Raw genomic sequence first — 12,562 nt, forward strand, 5'->3', positions numbered from 1 at the left:
TCAGCCGTCAGAGGTCGATCCCGCAAAGATGGCGGCGAACGCGCGCTGGATCAAGCGCTGCAGTCACCGCTGCGGCTGTGGTTCGCCAGGCACCGGCTGCGCGGGCACGACGACCGGTTGCGGCGCCGGAGCGGTCTGTACCGGCGTGGCAGTGGGCGAGGGCATCACCACGGGTGATGTGGCAGTCAGCTGCAGCAGCGCTGCCCAGTCCTGGCGGTTGAAACTGCATTCGTCCTCGCGGCCCGGCGTACAGCTGGGGTCGATGCCGGTGCTGTTGCGTTCGCGCGCCGGCGGCAGCTTGATCAATCCGGTGCGCTCCAGCGGCAGCAGCCGCATCGCCACGGTGTTCATCACGTTGCCACCGACCAGGTACAGGGTCTGGTCGCCGCCGAGGTTGGCGGCCACCACCACTTCGCAATGCGATTTCCAGTGGCCCACCGAACCATTGCCCAGCGCCTGCACCAGTCCGCTATAGCTGAGCGTGCTGCTGCGGTCACGCAGGAAGCACAGCAGATCGCCAGGCGCGGGTTTGGCCGTGGCCGGGTCGACCAGCCGGTACGGCACGCCCGAGGGTCCGCCCTGGTACGCGGCGCGGATGTAGTCGATGTGGCGTGGCGACGTGTTGAAGCCGGGAACGCCGGACTGCACCATCACCCAGGAAATGAACGCGGCCGACCACGGGTTGTCGATCAGGAAGGCGCGGCAGTCGCTGTCGGTGTAGCGCGTGCCCAGCGGTGCGAGGCAACTGCTGGCGCCGGCGATGCTGCCCATCGCGTTGAGCGTGCCGCTGTTGCGCCAGTAGCCGGCCACGCGCTGCCAGGCGATCAGCCCATTGTCGGCGAGGTGATCGCTTTCGGCCTCGGTGACACTGAGGCTCGCCGCGCGGCCATCACGATCGATGAAGGGCCGGAACCAGAGCCGGTGTTCATTGCAGGCGGTATTGCGGATGGCCACCGCCAACGGGCTCAGGCCGAAGCGGGGCGGCACATCGCAGGCTTCGGCGGCCGCTGCGGACAGCGGTGCCGCAGCCAGCAGCAGACAGGCAGGCAAGAGCATCCGGCGCATGCGCGGCTCCTGTGGGGGATGGCCGCAGCGTCGCAGCGCCGTCGTGAACGCCGGGTGTGAGAACGGGGTCAGCCCGGCGGCGGGCCGAGCTTCAACGACAGATCGATGGCCTGCACGTGCTTGGTCAGGCCACCGATGGAAATGCAGTCGACGCCATCCTCGGCGATCGAGCGCAGGCCGCCCAGGCCGACGCTGCCGGACACTTCCAGTGGAATGCGGCCGGCGGTGATGCGTACCGCCTCGCGGCGCAGGTCAGGGCTGAAATCGTCCAGCAGGATGCGTTCGCAACCGGCTTCGAGCGCCTGGCGCAGCTGTGCCAGGTCCTCGACCTCGACCACCAGCGGCAGCGAGGGCCATTGCCGGCGTGCGCCCGCCACGGCGGCGGCCAGCGAACCGGCAGCGCGGATGTGGTTTTCCTTCAGCATCACCGTGTCGTACAGGCCGAAACGATGGTTCTCGCCACCGCCGCAGCGCACTGCGTACTTCTGCGCCAGGCGCAGGCCGGGCAGGGTCTTGCGGGTGTCGAGGATGCGCGTACCGGTACCGGCCACCGCCGCCACGTAGCGGGCGGTGGTGGTCGCCGTACCGGACAGCGTCTGCAGGAAATTGAGCGAGGTGCGCTCGGCGCTGACCAGGCTGCGGCTGCGCCCGTGCAGCAGGGCCAGCACGGTGCCTGCGGTGACGGCGTCGCCTTCGGAAACCTGCCAGTCGATGCGCACGTCCGGGTCGAGCGCGCGGTGGGTGGCGTCGAACCAGGGGCGGCCGGCAATCACCCCGTCCTGCTTGCACAGCAGGTAGGCGCTGTCGGCCTGGTCGGGAAGCAGGGCGGCGGTGACATCACCGCTGCCCAGGTCCTCGGCCAGTGCACGCGCGACATCGGCGGCGACAACGGCCGCATCCGGCGTCGGCAGCGTGCTCATGCGGCCGGGAAGTCGGCGATCTGGGCGGTCGGGATGGCTTCTTCGGCCAGCAGCACCGGGATGCCGTCGTCGACGCGGAATACCTGCTTGCGGTCGCGGGTGACCAGCGCTTCGCGCAGCGGCTGCGCCAGCGGGTTGCCATCGGCCTTGTTCACCGCGCCGGCGGAAATGGCCTTGTTGAGGGCTTCCAGGCCCTTGCCATCCAGTAGGGACAGGGGCTGGCGGGTGTCCGGCGACACCAGCAGGTCGAGCAGCTTGCGATCCATGGTTCTTCGTCTTGCGTGGAAGATGGCTAGAATACGTCTTTAAGGCAGGTGACGGCCAATGACCCCCAACCCGATCGCGCCGCTTGTCGGCATCGTCATGGGTTCCCGTTCCGACTGGGAAACCATGCAGCACGCCGCCCAGAAGCTTGAAGCCCTGGGTGTTCCGTTCGAAGTGAAGGTGGTGTCCGCGCATCGGACGCCGGATGTGTTGTTCAGCTACGCCGAGCAGGCGGGCCCGCGTGGCCTGCGCGCGATCATCGCCGGTGCCGGCGGGGCCGCCCACCTGCCGGGCATGATCGCCGCCAAGACCGCCGTGCCGGTATTGGGTGTGCCGGTGCAGTCCAAGGCCCTCAACGGCATGGATTCGCTGCTGTCGATCGTGCAGATGCCGGCCGGCATTCCGGTCGCCACCTTCGCCATCGGCAATGCCGGCGCCTCCAACGCGGCGCTGTTCGCCGCCGCGATGCTGGCCAGTGACCAGCCGGCGATCGGCCAGGCGCTCGACGCGTTCCGCGCACGCCAGACCGAAGACGTGATGGCCCACGACGATCCGCGCCAATGAGCCTGACCGTCGGCATCCTGGGCGGCGGCCAGCTCGCCCGCATGATGGTCCTGGCCGGTGCGCCGCTGGGACTGCGCTTCGAGCTTTACGACCCGGCCGCTGACGCCTGTAGTGGCCCGCTGGCGCCGCTCACCGTCGGTGCCTTCGATGACCGCCAAGCCCTGGCGGACTTCGCCGCCAAGGTCGACGTGGTCACCTTCGATTTCGAGAACGTGCCTGCCGACAGTGCACAGTTCCTGGCCGACCGCGTGCCGGTCTATCCGCCGCCGGCTGCACTGGCCGTGGCCCAGGACCGGTTGAGCGAGAAGACCCTGTTCCAGCAGCTGGGCATTCCGCTGCCGGCCTTCGCTGACATCCGCAGCCGTGACGAGCTGGCGGCGAAGGCTGCCGAGTTCGGTCTGCCGTGCATCCTCAAGACCCGCCGCCTGGGCTACGACGGCAAGGGCCAGTTCCGCCTGCGCAGCGAAGCCGACATCGATGCCGCGTGGGACGCGCTGGGTGCGCAGGTCGAGCGCACCGGCCTGATCCTGGAAGGCTTCGTGGCCTTCCAGCGCGAGGTCAGCGTGGTCGCTGTGCGCGGCCGCGATGGCAGCTTCGAGGCGTGGCCGGTCACCGGCAACTGGCATGTCGAGGGCGTGCTGTCGGCCAGCGTGGCCCCGGCCGTGCTGTCCGACGCCGAGCAGCAGGCGGCGATCGGCTATGCCCGTCGCGTCGCCGAACACCTGCAATACGTCGGCGTGTTCGCGCTGGAACTGTTCTGCCGTGATGGTGAGCTGCTGGCCAACGAGATGGCACCGCGCGTGCACAACTCCGGCCACTGGACCATCGAAGGCAGCGAGACCTCGCAGTTCGAGAACCACCTGCGCGCCGTGCTGGGCCTGCCGCTGGGCAGCACCCGCATGCTCGGCCATGCCTGCATGCTGAACTGGCTGGGTCGGATGCCCGACCCGCTGCCGGTGCTGGCCCAGGCTAGCGGCCACTGGCATGACTATGGCAAGGAAGCGCGCGCGGGCCGCAAGGTCGGCCACGCCACCCTGCGCGACGATGACGCCGCTGCACTCGCCGATGCGCTCGACCAGGTCGGGCTGGAGCTGGACCGCCAGGCCCAGGTGGCACCGGCGGTGCACGCGCTGCGAAACCGCTGAACACGGGCGTGCCGGCGTGCTGCTGGCATACCCCTGTATGGCTGCAACGGTGTGGCGCACCGGTGCAGCCATCGGCGCAACATTCCCGGTGGTAGCGTGGAGCTCCTTTCACAGGAGTCACGACCATGCTCGACTGGAATGCCTACCGCAAGGAACTGAAGGGCCGCATCGGTGAGATCGGCAAGCTCTCGCCCGACACGGTCAAGGGCTACGCCACCCTGTCCAATGCCGGTGCCCAGACCAACCACCTTGATGCCAGGACCCGAGAGCTGATCGCGCTGGCGGTGGCGGTGACCACCCGCTGTGACGGCTGCATCACCGTGCATGTGGACGCGGCGCTGAAGCATGGCGCCAGTCGCGAGGAAATCGCAGAGGCGCTGGGCGTGGCGGTGTCGCTCAACGCCGGCGCCGCGCTGGTGTATTCGGCACGGGTGATGGACGCCGTGGCCGCGCACGAGAGCGCGTGATGCCACCGTGCCGCCGGGCATGGCCCGGCGTTACCGCGAGGGTGGGGTAGCGACGGGCCATGCCCAGCGGATGTCCTCAGCGCAGCTGGCTCTCGGCGAATTCCCAGTTGACCATCTGCCAGAACGCGTCCAGATACCGGGCGCGATCGTTCTGGTGGTCGGTGTAGTAGGCGTGCTCCCAGACGTCGCAGCACAGCAGCGGAGTGCTGTCACCGGTCAGTGGCGTGCCGGCGTTGCGGGTGGCCTGGATGCCCAGCTGGCCACCCGGGTGCTGCACCAGCCACACCCAGCCCGAGCCGAACAGGCCCAGCGCGGTGCGGTTGAACTCCTCGCGCAGGCGCTGCGCGTCACCGAACTGGCGCTTCACCAGTTCACCCAGCCGGCCCTGCGGTTCGCCGCCGCCGCGCGGACGCAGGCACTGCCAGTAGAAGCCGTGGTTCCAGGCCTGGGCGGCGGCATCGAACAGCGAGCCCTGGGCATGGCGGACGATCTCCTCCAGCGACGCTTCTTCCCACTCGGTGCCAAGGATGCCGGCATTGACGGCATCCACATAGGCGCGGTGGTGGCGGCCGTGATGCAGTTCCACGGTCTGCGCGGTCAGGTGGGGCTGCAGGGAGCCGGAGAGGTAGGGCAGGGCAGGCAATTCGACGGGCATGGACAGGTTCGTGGCCAGGGGACGGCGGCAGCCGGTTCCATCCGCTTACAATGGCGGCTACCGTGGGCAGTCTAGCCGACCATCACGGTCGGTTTGTCCGGCGAAGCAAGGAGTGTGGTTGTGGCGGTAATGCAGCAAATCCAGGCCGAGGTCGATCGTTACCCGCTCGTGCTGTTCATGAAGGGCACCCCGCAGTACCCGATGTGCGGCTTTTCCAGCCGCGCCGTACAGGCATTGATGGCTGCCGGCGCCGTCACCCTGCGCACCGTCAACGTGCTCGAAGAACCGGAGATCCGCGCCAACCTGCCGCGCTTCTCCAACCTGCCGACCTTCCCGCAACTGTTCATCAACGGTGAGCTGATCGGCGGCTGCGACATCGTCATGGAACTGTTTGAATCCGGCGAGCTCAAGCGCATCGTCGAAGAGGCGACGCAGGGATGAATGCCTGGCCGTCGACGTCACCGACTGACGGGGCGCTCGATGGCCGCCCGTTGCAGGACCGCGTGGTGCTGGTTGCCGGTGCTGGTGGCGGGCTGGGCAGTGCCGCGGCAGTTGCCGCTGCGGCAGCCGGGGCAACCGTGGTCCTGCTGGGGCGCAAGCCGCGCCGGCTGGATCGGGTCTATGCCCAGGTCCAGGCGGTCGGCCCGGAACCCCTGCTGTACCCGCTGGACCTGGAAGGCGCCGACCCCGATGACTATGCCGAACTGGCCCAGGCTCTGCAGCGCGAGCTGGGGCGGCTGGATGGCCTGCTGGTCTGCGCCGCGCATTTCCCCGGCCTGACCCCGTTCGAGCTGGCCGACCCGGCCAGTTTCGCTCGCGCGGTCCATGTCACCCTGACCGCCCCGGCCTGGCTGGCCCAGGCCTGCCTGCCGCTGCTGCGCCAGCGCGAGGATGCGGCGATGGTGTTTGCAGTGGATGCGCCCGAGCGGGTCGGACAGGCCTATTGGGGAGGGTATGGCGTGGCCCAGCATGGCCTGCGCGGCCTGATCACCAGTCTGCACGACGAACTTGGCCGCAGCCCGGTGCGCGTCAGTGGCCTGTACCCCGGCCCGCTGCGCACGGCGCTGCGCGCCCGTGCCTATTCCGTCGACCAGGACCCGGCCGCCCAAGGCCCGGAGGCCGCCGCCGCTGCGGCCGTGACCTTGCTGTCCAGCGCCGGGCATGCCTGGCGGGGCCGGATTCTCGACGCTGGTGAGGCGCCCCTGTCGGGATGAGGCCGGGGGAAAGGCGGAGTGAAGAACCCGTCACGATTGCGTTGCGATCCGGTGCCGTTTGTCGCACAACCGTCACATTGATGGCGTAGCGTGTTAATCTAGTGTTAACCGTTATGGCTGCCTTCAGCCAAGCGGTAGGGAACCCCAGATAACTCTCCGACCAGCCACCCGCAGGGCTGTTTGGATGCGCTTTTTTTCCGCCATCGCCAACTCGCATCGAGGCTACCGAAAAATGACCCACCCACTCCGGATGTCCAAGCTTACCCTTGGTCTCGTGGCTGCACTTGCTGCCGCTCCCGCCTTCGCCCAGAGCAGCACCTCCGCCGGTGTCGGCGGCCAGGTGATGTCCGCTGCAGGCCAGCCTGTTGCCGGCGCTGAAGTCACCATCACGCACACCGAGTCGGGCACTGTTTCGCGTGCCACCACCGATGCGTCGGGCCGCTACAACGCGCGCGGCCTGCGCGTGGGTGGTCCGTACACCATCACCATCACCAAGTCCGGTGAGGGCACCAAGACCGAGGAAGGTGTCTACCTGAACCTGAACCAGGTCAACACCGTCAATGCCAACCTGGGCGGTGACCTTGCTGCGACCAACCTGGATGCGGTGAACGTTGTCGCCACCGCCGGCGGCCTGGACCTGTTCAGCGCCAACAAGATGGGTACCGGTACCAACGTCACCCGCGAAACGATGGATGCGCTGCCGTCGGCCAGCCGCAACATCCAGGACTACGTCCGTCTCGACCCGCGCATCTCGCAGGTCAGCAAGGCGGACGGCGCGATCTCGGCGGGCGGCCAGAACACCCGTTACAACGCCATCCGCATCGACGGCATCAGCGCCTCCGATCCGTTCGGCCTGGGCTCCAACAACCTGCCGACCGAGCGTCAGCCGGTCTCGATGGACGCCATCCAGGAAATCAACATCGACCTGGCCAACTACGACACCACCATCGCAGGTGGCACCGGTGCGGTGATCAATGCCGTGACCAAGTCGGGTACCAATGAATTCCACGGCACCGTGTACGGCTCCTACCGCGACAAGGACATGGTCCGTTCGCGCCTGGAAGGTGACCGCCAGGACTTCAACGGCTTCGAGGACGAGAAGACCTATGGCATGACCTTCGGCGGCCCGATCGTCAAGGACAAGCTGTTCTTCTTCACCAACTATGAAAAGTACGAGCGCTCGGCTGCCGGCGTCGCCCTGAGCGACACGCCGATCGGCCGTGGCACGATCACCCAGGATCAGATCACCAGCGTCCAGAACTTCCTGGGCAATCTGGGCTACGACCCGGGCAGCCTGTCGGCGCCGAACAGCAAGACCGAGATCGAAGAGTACGCGGTCAAGCTGGACTGGAACATCAACGAGAACCACCGTGCGGCCCTGCGCTACAACAAGATGGAGCAGAACGTCGTTCGCTTCCCGCAGGTCAGCAGCAGCGCCATCTCGCTGAGCAACTTCTGGTACCAGCAGCCGACCCAGTACGAAACCTGGATGGGCGAACTGTTCAGTGACTGGTCCGAGAACTTCTCGACCGAGTTCAAGGTCTCGCACAAGGACTACTCGGCCAACCGCGTTCCGCTGGTCGACATGCCGCAGATCCGCATCAAGTCGGGCAACGATTCCCTGTACGTCGGTACCGAGCAGAACACCCACGTCAACATCGTCGAGTCGAAGGAACTGAGCGCCTTTGGTGCCGGTACCTGGTACATCGGTGACCACACCGTCAAGTTCGGCTTCGATTACTCGAAGAATGACCTGATGAACTTCTACGGCCGCAACCTCAACGGCGTGTACGAATTCAACAGCGTCAACGATTTCCTGGCGGGCAAGGCTTCGCGCTACCAGCTGCGTGCGCCGCGCGCCGATGGCAGCCGCAGCGACATCCCGGCTGACTTCACCCTGAAGAACACCGGCGTGTTCGTGCAGGACACCTGGGCGATCAACTACAACCTGAACCTGATGTTCGGCGTGCGTATCGACATGCCTGACTTCAGCACCCAGCGCCTGTACAACCCGCGCATCGAGCAGCTGTACGGCTTCAACAACACCAAGCTGGTCGACAAGAACCTGGTGCAGCCGCGCGTCGGCTTCAACTACACCTTCGACAGCGAGCGTCCGACCCAGCTGCGCGGTGGCGTGGGCCTGTTCGGCGGCGCCGCCCCGAACGTGTGGCTGGCAGGTGCCTACCAGAACACCGGCCTGAACTACATCGAGTACGACGAGCGCAGCATCCCGGCCGGTGCCTTCACGCCGGACGGCAACAACCCGTACATCCCGGCCGGTGGCCCGGCCTCGGCTCGCCAGAACGTCGACATCATCGCGCCGGGCACCCGCCTGCCGTCGGTGTGGAAGGCCAACCTGGCGTTCGACCATGAGCTGCCGTGGTACGGCATCGTGGCGTCGGCTGAAGTGCTGTTCACCAAGGTCAAGGACGGCATCTACTTCGACCGTCTGGACGTGTCGGCTCCGACCGCCTTTGGTCAGGACGGCCGCGCGATCTACTGGAACGCCGCTGGCCGCAACCAGGCCAATACCCGAATCGACAAGGGTGTCGACTACGGTATGTCGACCGGTACGAAGGGGGCAGTTGATCGTGCCAACCGTCCGTCCGATATGGGCGACGTGCTGGTCCTGCGCAACACCGACAAGGGCCGCGGTACCCAGGCCACCTTCTCGCTGGCCAAGCCGCTGACCGAGAACTGGGGCTGGTCGCTGGGTTACACCTACACCAAGTCGACCGAAGTCAGCCCGCTGTCCAGCTCGCAGAACACCTCGAACTGGAACAACACGCTGATCTTCAATGCCAACGAGAACGTGGCCTACAACTCGCGTTACGCGATGAAGGACCGCATCACCGGCACCCTGGAGTGGAAGCACAACTTCTTCGGTGACAACGCCACCCGCATCGGCCTGTTCTACGAAGGCCGTTCGGGTCGTCCGTACAGCTACATCTTCTACAACGATGCCAACGGCGACGGCGCCGCCACCAACGACCTGTTCTACGTGCCGAAGGGTCCGGGTGACGTGCTGTTCACCGGCGGTGCCGCGATGGAGAAGCAGTTCTTCGACTGGCTGGCGCAGAACCCGGAACTCGATGCCTACCGTGGCAGCGTGGTCCCGGCCAACCGCCACCGTGCTTCGTGGGTCAACAGCTTCGACGTCCGCGTCAGCCAGGAATTCCCGGGCTTCATGAAGGGTCACAAGGGTGAAGTCGCCCTGGACATCATGAATGTCGGCAACCTGCTGAACAAGAAGTGGGGCCTGATCGACGACTACGGCTTCTACTCGACCCGTCGCGTTGCCAACTACGCGGGTATCGACCCGGCCACCGGCAAGTACGTGTACTCGTTCACCGGTTCGACCGACAACCCGTCGGTGCAGGAGAACAACAACGACAAGGGCAACACCGCCGTGTCGCGCTGGTCGATGCAGCTGACCCTGAAGTACAAGTTCTGATCCGTCAGAGCCTGAAGCAGTAAGTGGAAACGGCCGGGGAAACCCGGCCGCTTTCCGTTCAGGCGAAAGTCCTTGCAGGGTGTCGGGCAAGGGCGTAGCATCCAGAAATGTGCGCGGTGCCAACGCCGCCGACGCGGTCCCGGAAAGGCGAACGCGGGCAGCACACATCCAACGGTCGGGCTTCCCGGCCGTTTTGCTTTTTAAGGGGGCGGCAGTACAGTCGGAAACCTTGAAGGAAGCGAAAATTTGGACATGACCACGAACGAAAAATCGGCCCGTGCACTGCCGGTGCAGGATGCGCGGATCTACCCGCGCGGTGGGCTGGATGTGCTGTCGCGGGCCGAGGTGGCACGCCTGCGCGATGCCTCCGCCGGCGGCATGCATGAGCTGCTGCGCCGCTGCGCGCTGGCCGTGCTGACCAGCGGCAGCGCCTCGGACGATCCGCGCGCCGCGCGCGATCTCTACCCTGATTTCGACATCCAGGTGGCGCAGCAGGACCGCGGCGTGCGCATCGACCTGGTCAACGCACCGGCGATGGCCTTCGTCGACGGCGAGATCATCCGCGGTGTCGCCGAACTGCTGTTCGCCGTTGTGCGTGACCTGGCCTACATGGCCATCGAGATGGGCCCGGCCTACGCGGCCGAGCTGGAATCGTCCGAGGGCATCACCAACGCGGTGTTCGGCCTGCTGCGCAACGCGCGCATCCTCAATCCGGGTGACCCGAACCTGGTGGTGTGCTGGGGCGGGCACTCGATCTCGCGCGACGAGTATCTGTACACCAAGCAGGTCGGCTACGAGCTGGGCCTGCGCGGCCTGGACATCTGCACCGGCTGCGGCCCGGGTGCGATGAAGGGCCCGATGAAGGGCGCCACCATCGCCCATGCCAAGCAGCGCCGTACCGTGACGCGTTACATCGGCCTCACCGAGCCGGGCATCATCGCTGCCGAGTCGCCGAACCCGATCGTCAACCACCTGGTGATCATGCCGGACATCGAGAAGCGCCTTGAGGCCTTCGTCCGCATTGGCCACGGCATCATCGTGTTCGCCGGTGGCGTCGGCACCGCCGAAGAGATCCTGTACCTGCTCGGCATCCTGCTGCGCGAGGAGAACAAGGACCTGCCGTTCCCGCTGATCCTGACCGGTCCGACCGTGGCCGCGCCGTACTTCGAGCAGATCGACCGCTTCATCCGCCTGACCCTGGGCGACGAGGCTGCCGAGCGCTACGAGATCATCATCGGTGACCCGGTCGCGGTGGCCAAGAAGATGGCCAACGGCATCAAGCGCGTGCGCGAGCACCGACTGGCGCAGAAGGACTCGTTCTTCTTCAACTGGTCGATCGAGATCCCGTGGGAGTACCAGCAGCCGTTCGTGCCGACCCACGAGGCGATGGCCGCGCTGGACCTGCACCACGGGCGCGCCCCGCACGCGCTGGCGGCCGACCTGCGCCGGGCGTTCTCGGGCATCGTGGCCGGCAACGTGAAGGAAGACGGCATGCGCCGCATCGAGCAGTTCGGGCCGTTCCAGATCCACGGTGACCCGGACATGATGCAGGCGCTGGATGCGCTGCTGCGCGCCTTCGTCGAGCAGCGCCGGATGAAGATCTCCGGTGAATACCAGCCCTGCTACCAGGTGCTGGCCTGAACCCGGGCCGGCGCGATGGGGATCGCGCCGGCGCCGTCAGGGGAGGCGGGTCGTCAAGCCTTTGACGCCCGTCACCTCGGATTGACCGTTCATCCTGCCGCCGCTTGCCGGTGGCGGGGCGATGGCCCATCGTGGCCACCAACACGCTGGGGAGCGTCCAATGTCTTTGCGCCGGCAAAACGGTTTCACGCTGGTTGAACTGATGGTCACGCTGGCCGTCTTCGTGATTCTTGCATCGATCGCCTATCCGAGCTTCCGCGGCATGATCCGCTCGAACCGGCTGGCGACCGCCAACAATGAAATGATCGCGCTGGCCAACCTGGCTCGCAGTGAAGGCATCCGCAACAGCAACGGTGGCGGTGTCTGCGGCAGCGCCGATGGCAAGGCCTGTGATGGCGACTGGTCCAAGGGCGTACTGGCCTGGTCGGACCTCGATGGCGACGGCCAGATGGGCAGTAATGACGTCGCGTTGCGGTTTTCGCAAGGCAACCCGCAGCTCAGCGTGGTGGGTCCGCCGGGCGCGGTCATCGCCTTCGACGGGCGCGGCCGGCGCCGGGCGGTTGCTGACCAGACGCTGGTGCTGTCGCCGGATGCGTGCAAGGCCGGTGAATCGAAAAGCACGCTGACGATCAACCAATCCGGCCAGGTCCGGGTGACCAAGGGAACCTGCTCATGAGCCGCCGCAACCTGGCCCGCCCGCGCTCTTCGCAGGGCGGCTTCAGCCTGATCGAAGTGATGGTGGCGGTGCTGATCCTGGCATTCGGGCTGCTGGGCTTTGCCCTGCTGCAGACCACAAACGTCCGCTTCGTGCAGAGCGCGAATTACCGCACCCAGGCCACCAACCTTGCCAACGACCTAATCGAGCTGATGCGCGCCCAGCGTACCGACACCCTGGCCGGTGGCGCCTATTCCTCGGCCTCGTTCTCGGCCGGCTCGGTGAAGCCCAGCGGCGCCTGCGCCTGGCCGACCGGCGCCGCCGTGACGCCGAAGACGAACGTGGCGCGCTGGCAGTGCGAGGTCGCACGCACGCTGGGCGAGAAGGCCAGCGCACAGGTGACCTTCGTGCAGAGTACCGGCCAGGTCACCGTGGCCATCAGCTGGGGTGACCAGCGCTGGGATCCGAAGGATCCCGACAGCCTTACCACCTTCGGCCTGACGACCTTCCTGTGAGCG

13 protein-coding genes are annotated in these 12,562 nt (G+C 66.7%); 9 read left to right on the top strand and 4 right to left on the bottom strand.

Features of this window, described 5'->3' with window-relative positions:
* Window positions 1-63: 63 nt before the first annotated feature.
* From CCR98_RS07240 to CCR98_RS07250, 3 genes are all read right to left on the bottom strand, one after another.
* A complete protein-coding gene (locus CCR98_RS07240; protein WP_087922064.1) occupies window positions 64-1,065 on the bottom strand; it encodes a DUF2272 domain-containing protein in 1,002 nt (333 codons plus the stop codon).
* Between the two features lie 68 nt (window positions 1,066-1,133).
* Entirely contained in the window at window positions 1,134-1,985 is an 852-nt protein-coding gene (nadC, locus tag CCR98_RS07245; protein ID WP_087922065.1) for a carboxylating nicotinate-nucleotide diphosphorylase, read from the bottom strand.
* Window positions 1,982-2,251: a Trm112 family protein gene (locus tag CCR98_RS07250; RefSeq protein ID WP_005408847.1), complete on the bottom strand. Its 270-nt coding sequence runs from the start codon at window positions 2,249-2,251 to the stop codon at window positions 1,982-1,984. Before CCR98_RS07250 ends, nadC begins: the two co-directional genes overlap by 4 nt.
* A gap of 58 nt (window positions 2,252-2,309) precedes the next feature.
* Here CCR98_RS07250 and purE point away from each other — a divergent pair, with 58 nt between their 5' ends.
* The 3 genes from purE to CCR98_RS07265 all read left to right on the top strand — a co-directional run bounded on the left by purE (window position 2,310) and on the right by CCR98_RS07265 (window position 4,425).
* On the top strand, window positions 2,310-2,813 hold the full coding sequence (gene purE, locus CCR98_RS07255; protein ID WP_005412808.1) for a 5-(carboxyamino)imidazole ribonucleotide mutase: 504 nt from the start codon (window positions 2,310-2,312) through the stop codon (window positions 2,811-2,813).
* Window positions 2,810-3,958 (top strand): 5-(carboxyamino)imidazole ribonucleotide synthase, encoded by a 1,149-nt coding sequence (locus CCR98_RS07260; RefSeq protein WP_087922066.1) that lies wholly within the window; start codon window positions 2,810-2,812, stop codon window positions 3,956-3,958. The genes purE and CCR98_RS07260 overlap by 4 nt, the downstream gene beginning before the upstream one ends.
* Window positions 3,959-4,083: 125 nt before the next feature.
* On the top strand, window positions 4,084-4,425 hold the full coding sequence (locus tag CCR98_RS07265) for a carboxymuconolactone decarboxylase family protein (protein WP_087922067.1): 342 nt from the start codon (window positions 4,084-4,086) through the stop codon (window positions 4,423-4,425).
* Between the two features lie 76 nt (window positions 4,426-4,501).
* Here CCR98_RS07265 and CCR98_RS07270 read toward each other — a convergent pair whose 3' ends face one another.
* On the bottom strand, window positions 4,502-5,080 hold the full coding sequence (locus tag CCR98_RS07270; RefSeq protein ID WP_087922068.1) for a superoxide dismutase: 579 nt from the start codon (window positions 5,078-5,080) through the stop codon (window positions 4,502-4,504).
* Window positions 5,081-5,200: 120 nt separating this feature from the next.
* On the opposite strand from CCR98_RS07270, the gene grxD reads away from it, so the two are divergent.
* The 6 genes from grxD to pilV all read left to right on the top strand — a co-directional run bounded on the left by grxD (window position 5,201) and on the right by pilV (window position 12,559).
* The gene (gene grxD, locus CCR98_RS07275; protein WP_005415957.1) at window positions 5,201-5,521 is read left to right on the top strand and encodes a Grx4 family monothiol glutaredoxin; all 321 of its coding nucleotides are present in this window, start codon (window positions 5,201-5,203) and stop codon (window positions 5,519-5,521) included.
* Entirely contained in the window at window positions 5,518-6,294 is a 777-nt protein-coding gene (locus CCR98_RS07280; RefSeq protein WP_087922069.1) for an SDR family NAD(P)-dependent oxidoreductase, read from the top strand. The genes grxD and CCR98_RS07280 overlap by 4 nt, the downstream gene beginning before the upstream one ends.
* 232 nt (window positions 6,295-6,526) lie before the next feature.
* Entirely contained in the window at window positions 6,527-9,748 is a 3,222-nt protein-coding gene (locus CCR98_RS07285) for a carboxypeptidase regulatory-like domain-containing protein (RefSeq protein WP_087922070.1), read from the top strand.
* Window positions 9,749-10,000: 252 nt separating this feature from the next.
* On the top strand, window positions 10,001-11,389 hold the full coding sequence (gene ppnN / locus CCR98_RS07290) for a nucleotide 5'-monophosphate nucleosidase PpnN (RefSeq protein ID WP_014036604.1): 1,389 nt from the start codon (window positions 10,001-10,003) through the stop codon (window positions 11,387-11,389).
* A 160-nt stretch (window positions 11,390-11,549) separates the two neighbouring features.
* Complete coding sequence (locus CCR98_RS07295; protein WP_087922071.1) at window positions 11,550-12,065, top strand: Tfp pilus assembly protein FimT/FimU; 516 nt, start codon at window positions 11,550-11,552, stop codon at window positions 12,063-12,065.
* A complete protein-coding gene (gene pilV, locus CCR98_RS07300; protein ID WP_014646593.1) occupies window positions 12,062-12,559 on the top strand; it encodes a type IV pilus modification protein PilV in 498 nt (165 codons plus the stop codon). The genes CCR98_RS07295 and pilV overlap by 4 nt, the downstream gene beginning before the upstream one ends.
* The last annotated feature ends 3 nt before the right edge of the window (window positions 12,560-12,562 follow it).

Origin of the sequence: Stenotrophomonas sp. WZN-1, from assembly GCF_002192255.1 — a bacterium.
Taxonomy (GTDB): domain Bacteria; phylum Pseudomonadota; class Gammaproteobacteria; order Xanthomonadales; family Xanthomonadaceae; genus Stenotrophomonas.